This window comes from Methanohalophilus portucalensis (genome assembly GCF_002761295.1).
GTDB lineage: Archaea > Halobacteriota > Methanosarcinia > Methanosarcinales > Methanosarcinaceae > Methanohalophilus > Methanohalophilus portucalensis.
Map to the genome: position 1 here is coordinate 379,902 of NZ_CP017881.1, position 23,198 is coordinate 403,099.

Here is a 23,198-nt window from a genome sequence, read left to right on the forward strand (position 1 = left end):
GACACATCTATGTATAAATTATATGGTAACAAAATATATTGTCTCCAGTTGGGTTTTATATGAAATGGGATGAATTTATTCAACATATGAGTAGAGTAATGTTTATCTTACTCTTTTTTTTCGTATTGACAGGCTTTTTCAGTTCAACTGCATCTGCTGAAAGCGTTACATTTTCAGACATGGGTATATCTTCTCAGTTTACTTCAGGAGATGAGGGTACCACACCAACCGGGACATTTCATATAGATTCAGTAAATCAGCAGGCCGAAATCACTGTAGATACTTATCGTCCTTCTTATGCTTCAATAGTAACAATTTATGTAAATGACGCACCAGTGAAATCTGCATCTGTTAGTGATGAAGAAACAGTTTCGGTTACATTATCATCTGATAATTTGAAAACTGGTGAAAATACCATATTTATTAAAGCAGTTGCAGATTTCGGAAATTTTGACAGTGGAAATGATATGGTTATCTACGGAACTTCAAAAATAACCATATCTGAGGATAATACAAATGCATATGAATCTACTGAAAGCGTTAGTTTTTCAGATATGGGTATATCTTCCCAATTTACTTCAGGAGACGAAGGTACTACACCAACAGGTACATTTCATATTGATTCAGTAAATCAGCAGGCCGAAATCACTGTAGACACTTATCGTCCTTCTTATGCTTCAATAGTAACAATTTATGTAAATGACGCACCAGTGAAATCTGCATCTGTTAGTGATGAAGAAACAGTTTCGGTTACATTATCATCTGATAATTTGAAAACTGGTGAAAATACCATATTTATTAAAGCAGTTGCAGATTTCGGAAATTTTGACAGTGGAAATAATATGGTTATCTACGGAACTTCAAAAATAACCATATCTGAAGAAGTTATTCAAGAAAACGTCGATTCCACTTCTCAATCGGATACAGAGGATTCAGGTGTAGATTCTACCTACACAAATTCTAACTCAAATAAGGATATAACAAATGTTGAATCCTCAAGTTCTGATACAGAAGAAGGGACTGTCGATGATACATCTCAAACTACAAATTCTGAAGAAGAAAGTAAAGATTCGACTACTGGTAGTTCTGAAGTCGAAGATGATACCACTGTTCATAAATCAGAAAATTCAAATACATATGAAGAAAGTAATTCAAACTATATTTATGAAACAGAAAATAAAAATAATGAAAATGAATCAAATGATGGTTTCCCTATTTCTGGGATATTATTCTTAATGTTAATAATCGGTGGGGTTCTTGTTGCTAAAAAGAACAATAATTCTTCTCAAAAAAATAATGATCAAAGTCCCCCAATGAAAGATTCTTTTAATTCCGTAAGTAAATCAGATTCATTTTATGCAGGACAACAAGCTACAGCTGCAACAAAAGAAAAAGGAATTATTATAAAATCGGCGTATAATTACGAAGGCGCAAAAATCATTTATAAACTAAGTATCAAAAATTCTACAACGGATGCAATTAGTGATATAAAAATTTCTCTTTTTGTACCAGATGTATTTCTTATAAATGAGACACACAAATTAATTTCTTTACTAGAACCAAACGATAAAAAAAGTGCCACATTTGAAATAAGACCGACTGGTGAATGTGGAGATTGCAACATTTCGGGTAATATCAATTATTACGACCATAGTCAGAAAAAACGTCAATATATGGATATCGAAACAAAATCTCTCAGTATTGTATGCCCTATGTTGAGAAATAAGGATATAACTAAAACAGAATGGAGAACTGTGATTAATTACTTGGTAAGTACAGAAGAAACAACAAAAGAAATCGATATACCGGCTGAGACACTCTTAGACATGGTATCGCGGATTGTTGAAGATATGAATATGTTCATGCTTGAACCAGAAATAAGTTCCACTCCAAATATGTTCAATGGTGTTGCAAGATTCTATGCTGAAGGAGTGAAAGACCTGAAATATGCTGCACAGATAGAGGTCGTGGGTGGTTCTAAGAAATCCAAACTCATCTTGAAAGCCTGGGCTGAAAAAGAGGAAGCATTAACAGGTTTCTATCATGGTATTTTAGATGAACTTGAAAAGCGTACTCAAATAAAAGGAAGTATCAACGAAAACATCATTCAGAACTATTACCATTATGGAGATAAAGTTGATACAAAAATAAATGATTCACTTATACAAAGATCATTTAATAAAGATGTTCATGGTTCAATATCAGATGATAAAGATGAATATCAAACGGCTTCACCAATTGAAGATTATAAGATAAAATCTGAGTCATATGATGAATTCAATTACGATGGAGTTTACACATACCTTGTAAATATTGCCCAAAAAGCCTGTGATCATAGGTCTAAAATCCTTAATAATCTGGACGTTCCCTCTTATCGAAAATCTCTCTACGAAAAAGGTATTATTGTTACCTATGGAGATGTTCTGAAACAATTTGGGAAAATTCCTAACAATCCTTCACATCAACAACAATTGTATCCAATACTTGATGAAATCAATAAAAACAATAAACCGATATTGCTGTCAGCACTTGTAGTAAACAAAGAGGAATACCTTCCTAGTGAACAATTTTTCAAAAAATGGACAAACAATTCGTGGGAATCGGAATTAGAAAAAATCTGGGATTCTTACTGCGATGAAAATGGTGGCTTTTAATACACTTTAGATGAAAGTTATAGTTTGATGCGGATATGATGGGAGCTGCACAATTCCGTAGTAGCCCTGTTTCAAGAATTGTCTCGGTTGCGGCACCAAAGTACCCATTGGAGCACATTTTTGTGGCCATTGCGGGACCAAACTTGACTGAGAATCTAAAACTGAAGATACGTAAATAGATGATGGGAAATTAAGGAAAATGTTCAATAAATTAGCCGAAAATAATTGCTTTAAAAAAGCAGCAGTTAATCGTAATTCTCCCTGCTTCATTATCCATTTTTTATTTTTCAATGAAAATATACTATATTAGGTGTAAATTTATTCGTAAAAATTAGACCATATGAAAATTAATTATTTTTCACTACAGACCAAAAGAAAGCCCATAAATACAATGATTATATTATTTGTTTAAACTGGAATTTATTTTAAATCTGGTCTAAATAACGGCTTAAAAATAAGATTGCAATATCATCCATTCCATTGTCTAGGAGATATAAGTATGACAAAAGAACAGCAGCCGATTGCAGTGGATGAAGCTTATATAATTCGAGATAATCAGTTTTGGTATAATGACTGCTCATTTGCTGATTTTGTGAGAGATAAAGCAGCCATTGTTGTAAATATAAGTGGTCTTGGGATACGCACTCTTGAGCATGCTGAACGAGGAATCGATGGACGTTTAACATCCTCATATAAAATCCCACCTGTTGATCAGAGATGGTGGAAAGCACATCGTGGTGAAGCTGTTCGACTGGAGTTACTAAGTATTGAAAATGAAGGGGTGAAACCATCCACATTTCCTCTTCATGTTGCCAGAGAAACTGAATTTTACCAAGGTTACATCCGTTTCAAGATGTCCGTGACCAATAAGAGCTCCAGCCTTATTGCAGACGTAGTTCTTGATTTTACTTTTGATGAAAAACTCTTGAATATTGCCGATTATGGTGAATATCCTGTGAAGAACGGGAAAATCATATTGGGAAATATCTATGGAGGCAAATCTAAGTCAATTGCCATTCTTTTCGACCCATTGACCTGTACCAAAGCTGCAGATATTAACTGTCATATTATTTATGCAGACCATGAAGGCAGAATGTCTTCAACCTTCATGAAGCCTAAAGAAATCAGTGTGATCTGCCCCATCATGAAGACTGAATCCGATATTAATATCGGAAGACTCAAGGAGTTCATTGCGAATCTTCCAACAAAGGACAGTCGTGTTTACGAAATTAAGAGTGGATTCAACATCGACAAATTAACTTCTCTTGCTCGGGAAGTCGTGGAAAAGTATGATGTTCGCCATGTTCGTAATCTCCACACACGTGATGGAAAAATCTGTGAGATCTGGTATTATGGAAACACAAAAGTTACAAAAGATGCAATCGTCATCAAAATCTCTGTTTCCACGGAATATTCTACGATGGAACTGTTTGCTGCCACTAGAAATGCAGAAACACTCACTGGTCTACTTGCTGAAATTGGTCGTGATCTGAAAAATGCAGTTGAATCAAAAACAAGTGGTAAAGGCGGGATTATTAATGTCACCATAAAGGATTCGATTGTTCAACGCAGTAATTTGCTGGATATGTGCGACATTGATGGCACATGTGACGTTAACATTGTCATCGAGGATTCCGTAGTCGAACGCACTAGCATTGCCACAGTGAATGAAGAAGTAAAGCATCTTCACAGGGAAAAAGAAGAACTTGAGTGGCAAAGAAGAGAGGTTGAGAAGAGAAAAGTTCAGGAAACTGCTCGTCTGAAAATACCCGAAGAAAAGGAGATCACGATAAAGGATGCAAAAAGAAAGCGCACGCATTCTGCTTATTCATCTCAAAAAGTAAAATCTTCATCCCATTCAACACAACTACAAAGCCTGTCTCCCCAAAAAAAGTCAGGCAAAAAAGTGTTGATATCTTTATTGTTCATACTTTTGCTCGGTGGCCTCTGGATGGGGCTAGGTGGCAGTGAAAATTCAACTACAATAAATTCACAAAATATGGATGATTTGGATGTGGTTTCTTTTACGAACACAGTAGAATCTGATGAAGATTCGACTTCTTCCAGTTTGGAAAATGCGGGTAATGAGCATAATACGATTTCATATGATGTTGCGGATTTTAAAACCTACACCAACTCCATAGGCATGGAATTCGTGCTCATTCCTGCAGGTGAATTTATGATGGGTTCTCCTGAAGATGAAGAGGGACGAGAAAATAATGAAGGCCCAATTCATAAAGTGACCATCGAGAAAGCTTACTATCTTGGTAAATACGAAATAACTCGAGAACAATGGTTTGAAGTTATGGGTGATACTTCTTCGAATATTAGTAAACCCAATTACCCAATAGTAGATATTTCATGGTATGAGGTTCAAAATTTCATTAAAAAATTAAATGAAAAAGAAGAAACAAACAGGTACCGTCTCCCTACAGAGGCAGAATGGGAGTATGCATGTAGGGCTAATACAAAAACTAAGTACTATTTTGGAGATGATGAAAATAAACTTTCAGGGTATACTGAATTATTGGGAGGAAGATATCAAGTTGGAAGAAAAAAACCTAATCCATGGGGGTTGTACGATATGCATGGCAATGTTTGGGAGTGGGTACAAGATGATTATCATAAAAATTATGTAAATGCTCCAAATAGTACTATTGCTTGGAAAAGTAAAAATAGTAATTTCAAAGTGATACGTGGTGGTGCTAGTGGCCTATTGCCCAACCATTATAGGTCTGCAGTACGTACTGGTGAGAAAAGCGGCTCAAATTATTGCAATTTAGGATTTCGACTTGTTATGGAGTCGTGATTGATATTTATAGTTTTAATTACAGTGGCAACATCAATCATTTTCTGAAAATAAAAAAATGGTAGATTTATTCAACCAGAGTTAGTTTTAATTATTTCTGGAATCTTGTGAATAAAGTTCTTGATTATATCATCCTATCCTTTGACACAAAATTTACTAACAAGTGATTAATTTATAAATAATGGTCAAATGCACCGACGATTAAGCACTTTTATTTGCTTCTTCATTCTGTGAGTCAAAAATTCAGGGGAGTGTGTAGACAAGATAATTTTCAATAACATCCCTTATCTGCTACTCTAGTATAAATTTACCATAATGAGTGAACAAGAAGGTCATTATTCAAAGCTATAATTTCATTTCGTTCATTAAGGATATTTGCATATTCATCTTTGTGGAATTCATCACCATCTTTTTCAAAGAGCATCCCTTCAATTAAGTAGACTTTTTCGTGTAAAAAACCAAAAATGTTTATAACCCACATCTATATATTATGAAAATGCGCGTTTGTCAAAATTGTGAAAAACACGTGGGTTCAAACGGATTTTGTACCGACTGTATGTCATATGATTATGTTAAAAGTGTGTGTAGACCAAAACCAAAGAAGATTTTTAAACCAAAAAATAAACCCAAAAAACCCAAAGAATCAGCAGAAGCACATTTTAAAAGAACTGAACGTTTAATAGAGGAAGCAGAAATCCTTTTAAGAAAATCTGAGGCACAAAGAAAATCATCAAAATAACAGAAGACAATCTTTGTAACCTTTCTGTTATACATCAATTCCAAAATGGAACGAAATGGTTTACATTTAATCATTTCAATTTCGAATATTATTGTCATCTGCAAACATCAAAATTTCATATTCCAATTTCATTTTGAAGTAATATAGATATTTTATTGGTATTGATACGCTCTATAGATGATATTTTCTGTTCAAATAAGGAAAATCAATTTTGGCTCTAATATTAATAAAAAAGTATAATCCAAAATATTTATCATGTTTGATAAATAGACATCAGCTGATATTATTCAAAAAAGTGATCGACATGGAAATTGATTTTGGAAATCGAAAACATATTCTTTGCAAATATACATATCTTGAAAACCATCCAGATACAGTATTTGATGAATTGATTTATGCAGATAATTATCATTTTCTCCTATGATAAGAAACAACTTTTAACATTTGCACAAATTTAAAAATTGATACATATGAACTCAGTGTCTCTAATCCATCTAACAATAAAAAATAGCAGCAGTTGATGAGCTAAAACAATCACTATTACACCAGGTATTAATGGAAAACAAATGGACATGTTGAAAGTATAATCAAGGAGAAAACAAATGAGTAAAGACGACCACAAGATAGACGCAGATGATCGGAACATTTTCGATGTGCTCAATGAACGCAAATACACAGTCGATTACTTTCAAAGAGAATACAGCTGGGAACAAAAGCACATGGAGCAACTCATTACTGACCTGACTTCCACCTTTCTCGATGTTTACACAGAAGGAGATCCCAGAACAGCAGTCGAACATTATAACAACTATTATTTAGGTCCTTTTGTGGTCAGCAGCAAGAATAGTATGAAAAGTATAATCGACGGACAGCAACGATTAACCTCCTTAACACTGTTTCTTATATACCTCAACCATATACAGAAGGAGCTCGGCATGAGTGAATCAATTGAGTCCCTGGTATTCTCTGAAAAATATGGACAGAAATCTTTTAATATTCAGGTACCTGAACGCCAGGCTTGCCTTGAAAAGCTCTTTATTAAAGGCTGGTATGAAATTCAACCCGAAGATGATGAATCGACCATCAACATGGTAGAACGTTATTCTAATATTGAGCAAGCTTTCCCTGAGGAGATAAAAGGTACAGCTTTCCCCTACTTCCTTGACTGGCTGAAATACAACGTGATACTTGTAGAAATCACAGCTTACTCTGATGACAATGCCTACACTATTTTCGAGTCAATGAACGACAGGGGATTGAACCTAACATCTACTGAAATGCTCAAAAGTTACATCCTTTCACGCTTTAGTGATCAAACAGATCGGGCGAAAGCCAATCGTTTTTGGAAAGAATCAATACAGAAACTTCACAAACATAACAAAGATGAAGATCATCAATTCTTTCAGTCTTGGCTTAGGAGCCAATATGCCGATACAATACGTCAGGGTAAAATGGGATCTTCAAATGAAGATTTTGAGAAGATTGGGACTCGTTTCCACAGTTGGGTTCGTGATAATCTTTCAAAAATGAAACTCAACCCAGAATCGCCGGATGATTTCCGAGAATTTGTACATATAGAGATGAAATATTACCTGAAAGCATATTTGAATATTCTAGATGCACAAAAAGAAGAGAAAAAAGGATGGGAGCACGTTTTTTATATTAAACACTGGGGAATCGCTCCCTCTCTTGCTTTTCCACTGATGCTTGCTCCACTGAAATCAACCGATTCTCCAGACATTACACGTCAAAAAATAAATGAAGTAGCTCGTTACATTGAAACTTTCACTGTTAAACGTTCCGTCAATTTCCGGAAATTTGGTGCTAGCTCAATCCGCTACACAATGTATACTCTGGTGAAAGAACTTAGAGGAAAAGAACTTGACTCTCTGAGATTATGTTTGCAGAATAAACTCAGTGAAATGGATGAATCATGGGATGGAATCGCTCATTTCAGGATGCATGGACAGAATCGTAGATTTATTAAGTTCCTATTATCTCGGATTACTGGATTTATTGAGCAGCAATCAGGCTATTCTACAAATTTCTCGACATATTACATCAATAATGGATCAAAGCCCTATGAGGTAGAGCATATTTGGGCAGATAAATTTGTGGAACACCGAGATGAGTTTGAGCAACAACATGAATTCGAAAGATACCGTAATCATATAGGAGATCTAGTACTGTTGCCACAAGGTACGAACCAATCTTACGGAGATAAGCCTTACTCTGAAAAACTCGAACACTACTTAAAGGAAAATTTGCTGGTCAAATCTTTGCACCCCAAAGCATATGAAAACAATCCCAATTTTGTTAGTGCTACTCATAAATTGGAAATTAATTTCAAGCCACACAAATCATTCACCAAGAAGGATATTGATGAAAGACAAGCATTGATTCAGAATATTTGTGAGGTGATATGGGGAGATGGAGAGAGATCCTGATGATATGAATGAAACTGGAACCAGAACCTAATATATGGTCCTGCACTGAAAGGAGTAGATAGGGTTTGTCAAGGCAAGTCGCATGCTTTCTGTATTACAATATCAATTAGGTATAATATTGAAATTGGTAACCATCATGGTGAACCTGTAATTGCAGATTGCATGATGGTATTTTGTAACACTAAAATATGGAATTTTAATTGCTGCAGGGATCGATTTTGGTGGAACAAGGAAGACCAAAAACCCCTATCGAATCATATATTTGAGACAATAATTTTATATTTCGGGATATAATGAATTCAAAAATAGACACACTAAGCAATCTACTTCCAAAAGTTGCTGATATATTCATTTCTGAAAATCCAGTAATCTATGTAGGTACCGATTCTGTTATGGTAATCGGTGACATTCATGGTGACTTAAAAGCCCTTGATCTCATTCTAAAAATGCAAAAGAAAATCAATTGTGAAAGAATGATTTTTCTCGGGGATTATATTGATCGTGGACCTAATTCTGTTGAAGTTTTGAATAAGCTGTTTAGATTAAAAATTGCAGACCCAGATAAAATAATTCTACTTAGGGGCAACCATGAAACTGCAGAAATGAACTATTGTGGTGGATTTTATGATGAACTCGGAAGAGATGATTCATTGTTTGTCCTGGCAAATCATGTATTTGAAGAGATGCCAATAGCTGCAATAATCTTTAATCGAATATTTTGTGTGCATGGAGGAATTCCGGGGTCTCAAAAAATACATAGCATAGAAAAGTATCATTCATTTGAATATATCTGGAATGATCCATCTGAATTAAATGGGATGCATTCGTCTGCAAGAGGCGATGATATCAAGGAATATGGGCCTGATATCACTTCGGATTTTCTGCAAATCAATGGGTTGGAATTGATTATAAGAGGCCATAGCGCTCTAAAAGAGGGATACAAATGGTATTTCAATGAAAAATTGCTATCGCTTTTTTCAACCCCAAATTATCGTAGTCTATTCAATGTTGCGGCATTTGCAGTAATTAAAGATGAGAACACGAAGATAGTTGTATTCGGAACTTCAGACGGAAATGATTACTCTTTATTAGATTCAGTTTAACTTTGCTCTGATAGAAAAATGCCTTTCTGTTGTAAATCGGCCAATTGATACTACAAATAAATAGAAATCAACGTATATGATTGATTATGCCTTTCAAGAATGAATAAATTTTTCTTCAAAATGCAGTTTGTCGAATCAGAAAAAGTGATTACTCGCTTTTCCTCTTCTAAGAACCGTAAGTTAAAGTTTCACTTATCTGAATATTATCTATTGTCATATCACACATATTTAGATCAAGTAATTTTAATTAGATTTTCCACATTTCCAACCTCTCCTAACATGAGAATTCAAACTAAAAGGTTTACCAGATTTAACATCCTGCTTCATAGAATGCAAGGTGCCTTAAGAAAAACCATTTTCTTCCATTCAGAACAAGGCATATCAAGAACATTCTGGCTATAACCCTCTGAAATAGCCCTTTTAACCTCGCAGCAGAATTAATAAAATACTGTGACATGCACTTCTCAAAATTCGTGTATATGAATACATTACGTGCAAGACGAAAACCTTTATATTTAAAGACCGCTAATTTACTTATACTAATGAATATTGCTTTGACCATCAAAGCAGGTTCGGCTTTTGACTTGTACTGTGCGGGGCAATCTCGCCCGAGGCTTTCTATTTCCAGGCCAATATCTATTTTGATATATTATCCAATGAGATTTTTAGGGATGTATCAAATTCATAATATACTTTTACATAATAATCTTTTTTTGAGCATGCTTAATTATATATCTATTGTCGCCCAAACTTTTAGACGTACATAATTTGTGGGAGGTGAATGGAAATGGTAAAATGTGGAGTTTGTGGTGGTGATGCACCAAGACAACCAAATGTCACAGAAGATGGGAAATGTGACCTTTGTGGAAAGAAGTTTGTTCTTGAAGAAGAAAAGAAGCAGAAGGACTGAATGGGATATAAGTTCTTGGACTTATATTTTTAAGAATAAACCCACATGAATCAGGGAAAGCAAGAATGCCAAAAAGGATAGAGGGTTAGGTTTATTTACCTGATTCATTGCTCATTTACTTAGATCTCACTTAATCAAATTCTTTTTCATCCAGATAAGCAAGTTGAATATGTATGACTTTTTGGTTCCACTCCTATAAAGAACCAGATTGATGCATTTGGTGACTATGATGTTATATGTTGTTAGATCAAAGTGCTGTGCAGGGATAGTTGCATACTTTAATCTATCTCTTACTTTATTGTATATCGATTCGTGTTTATTTCTTATAAATAAGTCTTGGAATAGGGCTCTGTAGAAACCCTTTCCTCTCACTTCCACTAATACAATACGATTTTTTTCAAATTAAATCACTTCTTAAAAATACAATGAAGCCCCTCCCTCTACTGAAAATTTCAAATAGCAAAACTTATACAACTTACCATCAATCATTTGCTGGAAAAATAAAATATGAAAGGGGTACTAAAAATTGGGAGATATTAAACTCAATCCTTCACAATCACAGGCAGTTGATTATACAGATGGACCACTTCTCATACTCGCAGGTCCTGGTTCTGGCAAAACCCTGACCATTACGGAAAAAGTCGTAAACCTTGTGGATGAAGGATTTTCTCCTGAACGCATACTTGCCCTGACATTCTCTGAAAAGGCCGCAGGAGAGATGGAGGAGAGAATTGAAAACCGCATTGGAGAATCCAGCGCAATTACAGTATCCACCTTTCATTCCTACTGCAATGATTTGCTCAAGGAGTTCTCCCTCTATGTTGGCATTAATCAGGGTACCAGACTGATTTCACAGGAACATTCCCATGTCTGGGGAATAAACAATATCGACTCCTTTGGTTTTGAGAACATTGCGATTCCCAACAGACCCTATGATCTCATCACAAGCCTGCTGGAGGGTGTGTCTCAGTTACATGACCATCTGGTAGGTCCGCAGGAATTGCAGGATTTTGTCACGCGAAAGCTGGATGAAACCGTTGATGAAGAAGAAAGGGATGAACTGCTCAAACTTGCCGACATTGCCAGGTTCTATTCACATTACCAGCAGTACAAAAGGGACCATAATTTCATGGATTACGATGACATGATCACAATGACATGTCGCCTGCTGGAAAACAATGAAGTTGTTCGAAATCAGATTCGAAACAGATATGATTACGTCCTGGTAGATGAATTTCAGGATACAAATTATGCCCAGCTTTATCTTATCAATCTAATTGCTGATGGCACAAATCTTACCTGTGTTGCTGATGATGACCAGTGCATCTACAGATTCAGGGGTGCCTATCTTTCCAATATCAAACAACTGCAGGATTACTATGCATCCCTTGAGAAAATACCCCTGGATCGCAATTACAGGTCCAGCTCACAGATAGTACAATTATCCCAGCAATTGATTGCAACAAACCCGGAAAGGGAAGATAAGACTCTGCATTCCCACAATGGCGATGGGGAGAAAATAAAGGTAGTAAAATCCCCGGATGATTCCAGTGAGGCTCAATGGGTTGCAGATGAGATTCAGCGGCTGATTGAAGAAGAGGATATTACTCCTGAAGAGATCTTTGTACTTACCAGGAAACGTGCTGATGGGAAAAAGTACAGTGATGCATTGAAAGGCAAAATGATCCCTGTGGAATATGTGGGCAATCTGCAGCTTAAAAATTACCCTATTGTACAGGAAGCCCTGGCCTACATGCATATTGTCGCTGATCCTTTCAACAATGGAATTGCTTTTGCTAAAGTGTTTGCAAGGGAAGGAGTAAGTGAACATGACCTCCAGAAGATCAATACTGTTGCAAAAAAACTCAGCCGGGAAACGGAACTGGAAGGGGACGGAATCTATTCTGTGCTGCAACACCATCTGGATGATGTCCCTATAATCCAAAAGGCACTTGTCAAATCCATCCTTGCCAGGCTCAATGAACTTATCGATTACAGGAAGAATCACCTGCCCTCTGATACTGTGAAGTATCTGTTATCCGAGAAAACCGACCTATACAGGGCCCAGTTGCTTGCAGATACCCTAGCTTCCAGAAGGAATATTCATATCCTCAATTCCCTGACCAGTATGGTACAAGATCTGGAACTTGTGGACGGGGGTTCTGAATTTGCCAGGGCTGTTGAATATCTGGAACTTGTTTTCAATCTGGATATCGGGGATGAGGAAACCAGTGAGGAAAATACTGTTAAAGTCATGACCATCCATCAATCAAAGGGTAAGGAAGCAAAGGTTGTCTTTGTCTGTGATATGGCTGACCGCCATCTTCCCCTGAGATTCACCAAAAAGCAATTCCGTGTTCCCCGGGAACTTGAGAAAGGTGTGCAGAGGGATGTGGAGGATAAAATCCTGCATCTGGAGGAAGAGCGCAGGCTGGCCTATGTAGCCATGACCCGGTCCAGGGAAAAACTGTATCTCACATTTCCTGAAAAATATGCAGGCAACAAACGAGGTATTAAGCCCAGTGAGTTTGTCACCCAGTTAGATTATGAATCCAATCCCCTGATTGAATACATTGAAACTGACAAGTTGCAGGACACAGAGACTGTTACCACAGAATCGCCATTGAAAGGAAAACAGGACGAATATCTCAGGCTTTTGAACATGTATGCCGGCCAGGGCCAGATGAAGCAGGCACTGGAAGCACTGGTTGTGCTGGCTCAGTTAAAAGAGATAGAGAATAAGGGCAACCTGGCTGTATTTGATATTGAGGAGTTTTTGAAGATCACACCCAAAGAGATGGGAGAATTGGAGGCACTGGTGAATGAAGATTTACCACCTCTTGTAGATTCTGATATGCGTTTCTCAGCGTCCAAGATCAGGCAATACATGGAGTGTCCCCTGAAATTCAAGTATAGCAATGTACTGAATATACCGATTCCTCAAAAGACATTCTTCCAGACAGGAACCGATGTGCATTCTGTATTTGAACAGCTTTGCAGGCACAAGATGCAGGGCGAGTCCATTGATATGGAACTTGCCAATCGTATCCTGGATAAAACCTGGGATGGCTCTGTTTTCGATTCAGAGACCCACGAGCAGCAGGAACTTGAAAGAGTCAGGCAGATGCTGGAATACTGGTTTGAGTTTGAGGAAAGTAATGTCAATGAAACGATTGCTGTGGAGGAAAAGTTCAATCTCAAACTGGATGGAGCACAGTTTGGAGGAGTAATTGACCGAATCGACCAAACCCCTGCGGGCGATTATATTGTTATTGATTACAAGACCAGCAAAAGTCCATTGAGCAAGAACAAGATGCCAGAAGATGTACAACTTGCCCTGTACTGCCAGGCTGTCAGAGAGAGGTATGGTAAATATCCGGTCAAAGCGGGACTGATGTATGTCAATCCGAAGGTTCGGGATCTCAGGTTAATGGATGTAGACGAAGCACAGATCAATTCTGTACTTGATGGTGTCAGGGGGATAGTAGCAGATATTAAGGCCGAGGATTTTGAGGTCAAGGAAGAGCCGAATTGTTATTTCTGTGATTATAAAGGGATTTGTGAGTGGTACAACCATCAATGAAGAAAAATCCATGTATCTAAATAATATATATTAAGTGTGTATTGGTTTTAAAATATGCCTCAAAATACTTCTATAACCCTTTTAGTTCTCTAGAAAACCGGTCCTTTATTTTTTAATGAAGTGTAACCAATAAAAGTAACGAGGCACTCTGTATTTTTTCTAGCCAAAATCACACAGGCAACTTCTTCTTATTAAAATAATAAATATTAGTGGAAATAAGAGGAAAGTTTTCTACAGAGCCCAATTATGTCTGATTTATATATTTTCAACTCGAACTGATAGCTTTAAAATTTTCAATTTTATCCAATTCTGGATAAAAAGAAGTTATTAATAAATGGAGATGTTCTTGAATGTTGGAAAACTCCGTATTCAGGTCAAGTGTTTTTACACTTATTCTGTTGCCACCCAGCATATAATCATTGTCTGGAGTTATTTCTTCATCTGTTTTGGCATAAAGCAGTACACCACTAACATTTCCTGAATCTTCTTTGTCTCTGTTCTTTACGTAGGTATATATCTGATACATATTTGAGGAATGCTGAGAGCGAGTATTGTAGAGTGTATGCACCTGCATCATATTAGAATAATATTTGGTATCAATTATCAAAGTTCTTCCAGCATATTCTATCGTGACATCTGATCTCATGGTAGGTAAAAATTCAATTATCCCATCATCAGTGTCCCAACCAATATTGGAAGCTTTGACAGATAATTCTGGATAATGCTTACGATAATACTCGAGAACAAACTTCTCGAATAATCGGTGCATGTACTGATCATCTGTATATTGGTACAAGTCTTGATTTCCATCCTTTTCGCTTAAAAGCATCCCCTTGATCACAAGATAGCAAATATTGATCAACATTTTGTAAGTAGAATTATTTCGATGATATTTTATCCCGGTCCACTGAATTCTATAGGGATTAAGATCATCAACATTATGGAAGTGTAGTAAAACCTTCTTTAAAGTGTACTTTCGAGATTTTCCAACGTCAGAAGAGCGTAATAGGAGATGAGTGGTGGTTTTGAGTATCTGGTTCAGGTAGGTATTTTCTGTGAACTCATCAAACTCACATACTAGTTTTTTATTAATTAAAGTCTGTCTCTTTATAGATTCAGGAATGCTCATCTTTCCTACTGGCCTTGTTAGCTCATCTGATCTGCAAACATATTCACGTCCCAAACCACGTCTTATTTGGTTAAATATACCTTTGCCGAGTATCACAGCAAGCAAATCATGAGGATGTTCGAATTCCTCAGCTGTTATGGTTGAATAACTACCTTGATTAAGAACCTGGAAAGCATAAGAAAGCATATGATAGATGTTCTTAACCCTTATCATTTAATGCTCCCATAAAGTGTTTTCTTCCATTGCTCTATTTTGTCTTTCTCGTCAAACCAGTATTCTTCAAGCAATGGAACTATTTCATATTCAATAATTGAAGATAATATATCGTTGCTTACATTACCTTCTAGGCAAAAGAAACTGTGTCCAACTTTGAAACCTTCTCCAAGAGATTCATCCTGGGCTATGAATTCATTTAAAAGCTTGACCTGTTCTATCAGCTTACTAAACCGGGAATTGTTTGAACTGGTAACCATCGTTTGAAATCCTTCAGAATCAAATGCCGGCTCAATATTGAAAAAAGCAAATCTTCTTCTAAGTGCATAATCTATCATAGCTAAACTACGGTCAGCAGTGTTCATGAGGCCAATAATATGAACATTTGGGGGGACTGAAAAAAGTTCATCAGAATAAATAATACGTAACTTCTCACCACGTTTATCATTCTCGATCAACATCATTAGTTCACCAAATATCTTGCTGAGGTTACCTCGATTGATCTCATCGATGATAAAAAAGTAGTCATTTTCATCATCTTCTTGAGCTTGCTTACAAAATTCATAAAATGGCCCATGGTTTAACTCGAAACCATTTTCTGTGGGCCTATATCCCATGATAAAATCTTCATAGCTATAACTTTGATGAAACTGAACCATCATAACTCGGTTTGGATCCCAAGTTCCCATGATAGAACATGCCAGTCTTTTGGACACAAATGTCTTCCCAACACCAGGGGCACCCTGAAGTATTATATTCTTCTTTGATTTCACCAGAGCTACAAGAGTATGATAACGTTCAGAATCCATGAAAACATCTTCGAGAAAATCATCCTCAGTATATTCTGGATAAGTAAGCTCTACTTCATTTTGTAATTCTTCTTCAGCATCATCAAAAAACAGAGCTTTTAATTTTTTGCAATATGCTGTATAAGGGGTGATATCAGTAAGCATTTTAGTTACGGCTTTTCCCGGATGAGGCCATTCTCCCTTATGTGTCCAATTAACTTTACGTATATTTTTATATTCATCACGACTGTTATCAAAAATATATTCGGACTGGACCACACCTCTTCCAATTACTTTGGATTGGCCTTGTTTTGCATAAATTATATCCCCTGGCTTCATTTCATTTGTAAATTGCCAGGTGGCATGTGCTGCATTCCTATAAGAAAATTCTTCACCATAAAATTCCTTCATTTTATTTTTCATGGATGTTTTTGAAGAATATTGTCTCAAATCACCAATTTCGCCCCTTCTAATTCCCATAATTCCATTTTGATAGAACTCGTTCCATTTTTTAGCTTGCCTACCAGGAGAATATAGCCAATATCTCACTTCCGTTTGTGGAGTAGGATCTATCGTGCTACTTCCTTCCCTGGGATCTTTTTTTATCCAGGCGTTATAAGAGAGTTCAGGGAAACTTTTGACCACCGAATCTTCCTTTTCAAAGAGATACTTGCATTTATCGATAATCTCCAAATATTCTTCTGAATTGGGCAGTTTCAGGTCGGATATACCAGCTATTTGTTTACCAAATATATTTTTAGTATCAATCAAGTAATCTCTATTAGTTTTATCAAGGTTAAGATACGAATAAGGGCGAATCCAGTAAAGACCCATGGTAATATTCCATCTAATGCCAGATTGTTTTCTCACTATATCAAAAAAGTTCTTGAAATTAACACGGTTGGTTTCTGAAGGTTCATCTGCAAAATTGATAGCTGTCTCGAATAATTGCCATAAATTATCAATTGATTCCTCTATATTTTCAGATTTAAGTGAATAAAACAATGTTCGCATGTTATTCAGGATTGGTACTCCTTTAAGATCAGATGGAGCATCAGTTTCCACTCCTATTTTTAACCCAATACTTTTCATTAGAGCAATTCGGTTCTCATCAGTCAAACCCCGATTAAAACAACCAAAAACAGTGAATGGTCCAATATCGTTTAATGGTCCATCTTTTTGTATAAAATGGTTATGAAGATTTAATTTATCGTATTCATCTTTAAGTATTTGGATTAGAGCTTGTCTGTTATTTTGATATAATAAGAGCTTATCTGCAAATTCACTGTAAAATTGTACCCAGGTAAAACTATAATTTTCCATAATATTGCACCTATTTTGTAATTATTTTGATAGCAAAAGTATTTATTTCTTAAACTGGCTTCAAAACCAAAAATATTATTGCTTCCATTTATAGTTTGAGGGTTGGGTGGAATTTTTAAAACCTACTAATAAATAGTGGAAATATATTAAACAGATTTTTATTATTATGTGCTTTTTAGTCATGTTGATGATTTAGATTGCTCCAAATAGAGTGTGCCCAATGGGAGACACTGAAATATAATATTGAAATGGGGCTGATGTATGTCAACCCGAAGGTTCGGGATCTCAGGTTAATGGATGTAGATGAATCCCAGATCAATTCTGTACTTGATGGTGTCAGGCAGATTGTGGCAGACATTAAGGCCGAGGATTTTGAGATCAAGGAAGAGCCGAACTGTTATTTCTGTGATTATAAGGGAGTTTGTGAGTGGTACAATGAAAGTTGAAAGGAGGAAATCCCTCCTAACAGAAGCATTTGTTATCTAAAAAAGTGAGAATCAATATTTCTTATGATGGGGGTCTTTTTGAAATCCCAGAGCTTTTGAGGCTGCATAGTCAGCCTTTTCATTCTGTTCTCGAGGAATCCATTCCAGTTCTATTGAATTGAACTGTCTGACTAGTTTTTTAGCAGTCTGGCAGGGACCTTTAAGGTTATCACTTTTTACAGACCATTTTCCATTGACTTGATTTACTACAAGTTTGCTATCTCCCTGTACATTGATGTCAGTCCAACCAAGTGCTTGTGCCTTTTTTAATCCTTGAATTAGGGCATTGTACTCTGCTTCATTATTGGTGCCAGTCCCTTCAAGCATTTCGGATATTTCATGTAGGACCTGTCCATTGTCAAGAAGAACTGCTCCGATTCCTCTTTTACCGGGGTTTGGTATTGCAGCTCCATCAAATTGAATTAGTTTCATTTATTCATAGATTTTAAATATCATATAAAGAAGTTTTGCTATTTATTGTTTGTAGACTGATTTCATGAATCATTACATATGAAATTATGTTTTTTTAATCCGAAGTTGACTGTTAAAGGAGGGATATAAGGATAATAGGAAAAAATAAACTAATTTTAGCTTTTTTGTTTACTGGAATGTACCTACAATAAGAAATATTCTTTAAATACTTTATTTTAAATCTAACCAATCAAATAGTTCTCTATATTGTTGATCAGTATAAACTCTGAAACTTAGCCCATCCCTCCAGGTGTTTATTTCGATGAGGTCAGTAAATTTGCTTTTTAAATGTTCTTGAGCACCTTCATAATCTCCTTTTATATAGGCAGTGATATATTTGTGTCTGAAATTAACACTAATCCAAGTAAATCCATCATAATTGCTTCTAATATTTGAAAATCTTCTTCTTTTTGGTTCACCGGGACTATATTTTTTACATATAGCTATAGCTTCCTCTGCAAATGAGTATTCAAATTTAGGAAGTAAATCTTTCCATTCTATTTCACTTGTAACCTTATTTTTTATGGTTTGACTTCCACGAATTTCGTAAGCATCTTTGAGCTCTTTTAATGGATATACCTGTTTTAAAGCAACAAATTTTTGATGATCTAATCTAAAAATAGATATTGAAAATGCAGTTATATCCACAGAATAGTTATTACTCAACCAATCAGCAGTTATTATGACTTCAGGATCATAATATTCAGCAATTAATACAATCTTTATATTTGGATTTATTTCCATGTCCTTCAATAAATCAATTAATTCTGTAGAATCAGAATTACATTCTGATTGTATATTAGCAATAACTTTTTCTGAATTCCATGTGTTCACCATTGCTGCATATGAAAGGGATTGTAATAATTGTAGTTTATTTTTGCTTCTTTTTAATTCAATCACTATTAATGAAGATTCGTTTGGTTCATAAGCAAGTAAATCGATTGAGTCATTTGTAGCTTCATGCGGCTTAATTTCTTCACCAATCAAAAATGAATCAGGCAACTCAATTTCATTTTTAAATAAATCCCAGGAAGATAGTATAGTTTTTTGAAGATCATATCTTTCAAGGATATTTTCTTCTTTTAAACTGGTTTCCTCCATCATTTCAAGACAATGATTTTCCATATTCAATCGTAACATATCTTTACCCCACCAATTGGCAATCGGTTTGATTTATTCAATGTTAATTGATATACTCAGAAGGTTTCGGTCGTAGACTAATAAGAGTTATGTAAAATCGAATAATTATGTTTGATTTCATATAAGGATGAAATGAACATTATATGGTGATCACATAAAGAACAATGCTTTCTGAACAGATCAATCGGCTCATCATAAAAAGAGAGCTGGAATTTGCACAACACTTCAGGCGGTACACTTCCCAGTCTGTATAACCAAAATCACATTGGCGGTACTCTTCTTATAAAAATAATAATGTATTAGTGGAAGTTAGAGGAAAGGGTTTCTACAGAGCTGGAAAATTAGCTAAATGCTAACTTCATGCAAAATACCACAAAAAATATAGTTGATAATGGTTGCATATTATTGATTGCTATGTCTGATGAAGATCTGAAGAAAAGAAAAGAGGAATGGCTTAGTAAAGTCAGAAAAGAAGGTAAACTCAACCGCAACCCAACTGAAGATCACAGCACCGGGCTAAAAACTCTTCAGAATAGCATTCGCAGAAGGATATTATCTCTTCTACTGGAATCACCCCTGAGTCTCGAAGATTTGCAAAATGAAATGGAGCTGAACAAAATGGAGGCCAAGTTCCATATAGGAATGTTGGAAAATGCCCTTTACGTTGAGAAAGAGGAGAAAAACGGAATTATCGTGTATTATGGTTCTCCACGGGCAGAAGCATATATGGAAAATGTAAAAAGTGGAGGACATAAATGACTATTTCTATGGATGACAAAGAGTCGAATTGGGAAAAGGACTTCTCGAACTTAAAAGACACCATCATGCAGGATGGTGCTATCGATAATAAAACTAAAAAACTGCTGGCTCTTGCAAGTGCTGTGGCTGTGGGATGTGATGAATGTGTATCCCACCACAAAAAATTTGCTAGCGATGCAGGTTTAAAAGATTCCGAAATTGAAGAAGCAATTCTAGTAGCATCACTGATTCGTCTGGGATCAGGACTGCGACATGTTGACTAAAAAGGAAAAGTAAACTAAGATTATTTTTTTACAGGAAAAAATACGAAGGAGAGAAGGAATTATAGCTCTTCCAATGTATTTATCGAAAATTTTGGTTAGGCATTAAATGGAAGGTTTATGTGAGAGAAAAAACCAGATTTTGTTGGCCCGACTGTCACTCGAAAATACTGATAAAATTTACCAAGGGTCCCTACTAACGATTATCTGCTGCAAAAAGCATCTCAAATTTGCAATTTATGACGGAATTTGCTTGTCATAATTCTACATGATACAATCTTCAACAACCATTCTCGACTCTGCGTTTTCCCCTTTACAGGCATATCCATGCCTTCCATACTCTACTATCATCTACGATGCGTAGCATCGTATGTACGTTTGCAACAAGCAACTGTAAAAAGATGGAGAAATAATTGCAGGACAAAAATTGATTATGGGTAATATGGTCTGCAAGTACTTTGAGGAATAAGGACATCATTATTCTTAAATCATATAACATCAAGTATATTCATCAGATGTATCTAACGATGTAATGTAGCATTAATTTACGTTAAAGTTGCTGATTCTGCCATTAGAAATTCAGAAATCTGCAAAGAATTATAATTCAAAAATTGGCCGGGTGCTGAACCATTCCAATAAAAATCAGGAATAACAGGCCTGGATAAAGAGGCACCTACAGTCGATTATAGACCATATTTGAAAAGCAGCACATGGAATAGACCGCTTCTTCGCATGGTTGAAGTTGGATCTGAAAATAGTATGTAGGTATTAATGGCTGTGGCCTTTCAGGGGAATCTAGATATTCCACTTGTGCTATGCTGGGATAGGTTATCCGCAGTTTTGAAATAAGCCCGATCTTAAGTATTTGTTAAAGCAATGTCAATGTTTATATTTAAATTAAATATTAATCAGGATATGTCATGCAAAAGAGTAAATTGATTTCTGTTCTTGTAATTGTCTTTCTGTCCCTTTCCTTTCTGGGTTGCACAGAAGAAGTAAACTCAAACGGGGAAATTCCGGAGGAGCAAACATCGGCAGATAATGTTTCAACTCCGGATTCACCGGAAACTGATGTAAAAGTGTACAATGCAACCCTGAAGAAAACTGCGATACTGGATATTGATAATGGTTATTCCCTGAAGGTACTGGAGATAAACCGAAAAGACGGCTATTCGACCTTATCTCTGAGGAAAGACGGCTATGAATATGGTACTAAAAGGATATTTGTCGGCCGCAGTTATGATGTATGGGACCCTGAAGAGCAGTTCATAGTTTATTCAATCAAACTGGAAAGTATATACGATAACAGTTTTGTCATCGACTTATCATACACTTTGAAACCGGAAATATATCTGTATGTGGATTTTCCTGACCTGGATAGTGAAAGGAAACCAACGGTCAGAATCGAAAAAGACTCAATCACCAGGAACTATGTATGGGAGTACGACGACAGGCAATTCCAGCTCCAGGCCAGATATGACAAAGAAGCTTATGAATTATATTCACAGAGAACCCGTTATCGCCATTGGGTGCATTTTGTAAATGACCCTTATGATGATGCATTCATATCACAGATTACATTACAAATGGAAAATCTGGCAGAAGAAGCAGATTACGGCCGGGAGGAAATTCCTTACATAACCATGCTTTTTGTCCAGTCTCTTCCTTATGTCAGTGACAGTGTTTCTGCCGGTTATGATGAATATCCCAGATTCCCATTTGAAACAATGTACCACGGAGGCGGGGATTGTGAAGATTCCTCTATCCTGCTTGCGGCACTTTTGTATGACATGGGATATGGCGTGTCTCTGATTGAATTACCCGGTCACATGGCTGTGGGGGTAAAGGGCAGCGATGACCTTCCCGGAAGTTATTATGATTATTCGGGAGTGAAATATTTCTACCTTGAAACAACAAATTCAGGCTGGGAATTGGGCAGGATTCCCACTGTATACAGGAATTCCGATGCCCGGATAATTCCCATTACTGCCGGCTATCCAGAAATTGCAGTTGACTTTGCAGGCAGTGGAAGACATGATTCCCGTTTTTCCTACATTGACCTTGACATCGAGGTAGAGAATGTTGGTTCTGCAAAAGCCGAAGATGTCATTATTTACACAGGTCTTGAAGCCACGCAGGAGGGCATGGTCTGGGATCAAATTGCAAGCGACCAGATCCCGGAGATTGATGTGGAAGAAGCAGTTTCTTATGAGATTTCAAACCTGAAGGTCCCTGTAGGTGAGACTTATCGGATCGGAATCCGGGTTGTGGGGTCAAATACTGGTGTGGAGTATGTCTATAGTGATTGGCATGTTTCCTGAAACAGGGATGTGCCTGCTGTAGTACTAAAAAAGATATTCTAATGAAAGCATTGAAATTTTGAAA

General features: G+C 36.2%; 16 protein-coding genes and 1 pseudogene. 12 read left to right on the forward strand and 5 right to left on the reverse strand.

All coding sequences use genetic code 11. The features are described 5' to 3' along the window. Window positions 1-59 precede the first annotated feature (59 nt). The 3 genes and pseudogenes from BKM01_RS02055 to BKM01_RS10970 all read left to right on the forward strand — a co-directional run bounded on the left by BKM01_RS02055 (window position 60) and on the right by BKM01_RS10970 (window position 5,463). A complete protein-coding gene (locus tag BKM01_RS02055) occupies window positions 60-2,654 on the forward strand; it encodes a hypothetical protein (RefSeq protein ID WP_143744159.1) in 2,595 nt (864 codons plus the stop codon). Between the two features lie 85 nt (window positions 2,655-2,739). Further along, a pseudogene (locus BKM01_RS11225) lies at window positions 2,740-2,805 on the forward strand (zinc-ribbon domain-containing protein); the annotation flags it as partial. A gap of 348 nt (window positions 2,806-3,153) precedes the next feature. Next, complete coding sequence (locus tag BKM01_RS10970) at window positions 3,154-5,463, forward strand: formylglycine-generating enzyme family protein (protein ID WP_084006327.1); 2,310 nt, start codon at window positions 3,154-3,156, stop codon at window positions 5,461-5,463. Window positions 5,464-5,770: 307 nt separating this feature from the next. Here the strand turns inward: BKM01_RS10970 and BKM01_RS10720 are convergent, their stop codons facing one another. Further along, window positions 5,771-5,944, reverse strand: a complete 174-nt coding sequence (locus tag BKM01_RS10720; RefSeq protein WP_157769604.1) for a hypothetical protein — start codon at window positions 5,942-5,944, stop codon at window positions 5,771-5,773. Between the two features lie 45 nt (window positions 5,945-5,989). Here BKM01_RS10720 and BKM01_RS10725 point away from each other — a divergent pair, with 45 nt between their 5' ends. From BKM01_RS10725 to BKM01_RS02080, 5 genes are all read left to right on the forward strand, one after another. Continuing rightward, a complete protein-coding gene (locus BKM01_RS10725; RefSeq protein ID WP_144082037.1) occupies window positions 5,990-6,202 on the forward strand; it encodes a hypothetical protein in 213 nt (70 codons plus the stop codon). 602 nt (window positions 6,203-6,804) lie between these two features. Further along, window positions 6,805-8,649 (forward strand): DUF262 domain-containing protein, encoded by a 1,845-nt coding sequence (locus BKM01_RS02070; protein WP_072360877.1) that lies wholly within the window; start codon window positions 6,805-6,807, stop codon window positions 8,647-8,649. Window positions 8,650-8,942: 293 nt separating this feature from the next. Continuing rightward, window positions 8,943-9,752, forward strand: coding sequence for a metallophosphoesterase (locus BKM01_RS02075; RefSeq protein WP_072360878.1), 810 nt, complete (start codon window positions 8,943-8,945; stop codon window positions 9,750-9,752). Between the two features lie 787 nt (window positions 9,753-10,539). Then, on the forward strand, window positions 10,540-10,662 hold the full coding sequence (locus tag BKM01_RS11120; protein ID WP_257790282.1) for a hypothetical protein: 123 nt from the start codon (window positions 10,540-10,542) through the stop codon (window positions 10,660-10,662). Window positions 10,663-11,188: 526 nt separating this feature from the next. Then, window positions 11,189-14,245 carry an ATP-dependent helicase gene (locus BKM01_RS02080; RefSeq protein WP_072360881.1) on the forward strand — a complete coding sequence of 1,019 codons (3,057 nt, stop codon included), beginning with the start codon at window positions 11,189-11,191 and terminating at the stop codon, window positions 14,243-14,245. Between the two features lie 265 nt (window positions 14,246-14,510). Here the strand turns inward: BKM01_RS02080 and mcrC are convergent, their stop codons facing one another. Further along, a complete protein-coding gene (gene mcrC / locus BKM01_RS02085) occupies window positions 14,511-15,587 on the reverse strand; it encodes a 5-methylcytosine-specific restriction endonuclease system specificity protein McrC (RefSeq protein ID WP_072360884.1) in 1,077 nt (358 codons plus the stop codon). After that, window positions 15,584-17,698 (reverse strand): AAA family ATPase, encoded by a 2,115-nt coding sequence (locus tag BKM01_RS02090; RefSeq protein WP_072360886.1) that lies wholly within the window; start codon window positions 17,696-17,698, stop codon window positions 15,584-15,586. Before BKM01_RS02090 ends, mcrC begins: the two co-directional genes overlap by 4 nt. Window positions 17,699-17,895: 197 nt before the next feature. Here BKM01_RS02090 and BKM01_RS02095 point away from each other — a divergent pair, with 197 nt between their 5' ends. Then, window positions 17,896-18,144 (forward strand): PD-(D/E)XK nuclease family protein, encoded by a 249-nt coding sequence (locus BKM01_RS02095; RefSeq protein WP_072360888.1) that lies wholly within the window; start codon window positions 17,896-17,898, stop codon window positions 18,142-18,144. Window positions 18,145-18,195: 51 nt separating this feature from the next. Here the strand turns inward: BKM01_RS02095 and BKM01_RS02100 are convergent, their stop codons facing one another. After that, complete coding sequence (locus BKM01_RS02100) at window positions 18,196-18,615, reverse strand: ribonuclease HI family protein (protein WP_072360890.1); 420 nt, start codon at window positions 18,613-18,615, stop codon at window positions 18,196-18,198. Between the two features lie 210 nt (window positions 18,616-18,825). Beyond that, window positions 18,826-19,794 carry a PDDEXK family nuclease gene (locus BKM01_RS02105; protein WP_143744163.1) on the reverse strand — a complete coding sequence of 323 codons (969 nt, stop codon included), beginning with the start codon at window positions 19,792-19,794 and terminating at the stop codon, window positions 18,826-18,828. A gap of 414 nt (window positions 19,795-20,208) precedes the next feature. Between BKM01_RS02105 and BKM01_RS02110 the strand changes: the two genes are divergently transcribed. The 3 genes from BKM01_RS02110 to BKM01_RS02120 all read left to right on the forward strand — a co-directional run bounded on the left by BKM01_RS02110 (window position 20,209) and on the right by BKM01_RS02120 (window position 23,134). After that, the gene (locus BKM01_RS02110) at window positions 20,209-20,553 is read left to right on the forward strand and encodes an ArsR family transcriptional regulator (RefSeq protein ID WP_072360942.1); all 345 of its coding nucleotides are present in this window, start codon (window positions 20,209-20,211) and stop codon (window positions 20,551-20,553) included. Beyond that, entirely contained in the window at window positions 20,550-20,816 is a 267-nt protein-coding gene (locus tag BKM01_RS02115; RefSeq protein ID WP_072360895.1) for a carboxymuconolactone decarboxylase family protein, read from the forward strand. Before BKM01_RS02110 ends, BKM01_RS02115 begins: the two co-directional genes overlap by 4 nt. A gap of 917 nt (window positions 20,817-21,733) precedes the next feature. Next, complete coding sequence (locus tag BKM01_RS02120) at window positions 21,734-23,134, forward strand: hypothetical protein (RefSeq protein ID WP_072360897.1); 1,401 nt, start codon at window positions 21,734-21,736, stop codon at window positions 23,132-23,134. Window positions 23,135-23,198: the final 64 nt, after the last annotated feature.

Bases quoted from the DNA above. Each gene is read 5' to 3' on its own strand.
- mcrC (WP_072360884.1), bottom strand. From the start codon at position 15,587: ATGATAAGGGTTAAGAACATCTATCATATGCTTTCTTATGCTTTCCAG.
- BKM01_RS02115 (WP_072360895.1), top strand. From the start codon at position 20,550: ATGACTATTTCTATGGATGACAAAGAGTCGAATTGGGAAAAGGACTTC.
- BKM01_RS02100 (WP_072360890.1), bottom strand. From the start codon at position 18,615: ATGAAACTAATTCAATTTGATGGAGCTGCAATACCAAACCCCGGTAAA.
- BKM01_RS02120 (WP_072360897.1), top strand. From the start codon at position 21,734: ATGCAAAAGAGTAAATTGATTTCTGTTCTTGTAATTGTCTTTCTGTCC.
- BKM01_RS10970 (WP_084006327.1), top strand. From the start codon at position 3,154: ATGACAAAAGAACAGCAGCCGATTGCAGTGGATGAAGCTTATATAATT.
- BKM01_RS02055 (WP_143744159.1), top strand. From the start codon at position 60: ATGAAATGGGATGAATTTATTCAACATATGAGTAGAGTAATGTTTATC.
- BKM01_RS10720 (WP_157769604.1), bottom strand. From the start codon at position 5,944: ATGTGGGTTATAAACATTTTTGGTTTTTTACACGAAAAAGTCTACTTA.
- BKM01_RS02070 (WP_072360877.1), top strand. From the start codon at position 6,805: ATGAGTAAAGACGACCACAAGATAGACGCAGATGATCGGAACATTTTC.
- BKM01_RS02090 (WP_072360886.1), bottom strand. From the start codon at position 17,698: ATGGAAAATTATAGTTTTACCTGGGTACAATTTTACAGTGAATTTGCA.
- BKM01_RS02075 (WP_072360878.1), top strand. From the start codon at position 8,943: ATGAATTCAAAAATAGACACACTAAGCAATCTACTTCCAAAAGTTGCT.
- BKM01_RS11120 (WP_257790282.1), top strand. From the start codon at position 10,540: ATGGTAAAATGTGGAGTTTGTGGTGGTGATGCACCAAGACAACCAAAT.
- BKM01_RS02110 (WP_072360942.1), top strand. From the start codon at position 20,209: ATGTCTGATGAAGATCTGAAGAAAAGAAAAGAGGAATGGCTTAGTAAA.
- BKM01_RS02105 (WP_143744163.1), bottom strand. From the start codon at position 19,794: ATGTTACGATTGAATATGGAAAATCATTGTCTTGAAATGATGGAGGAA.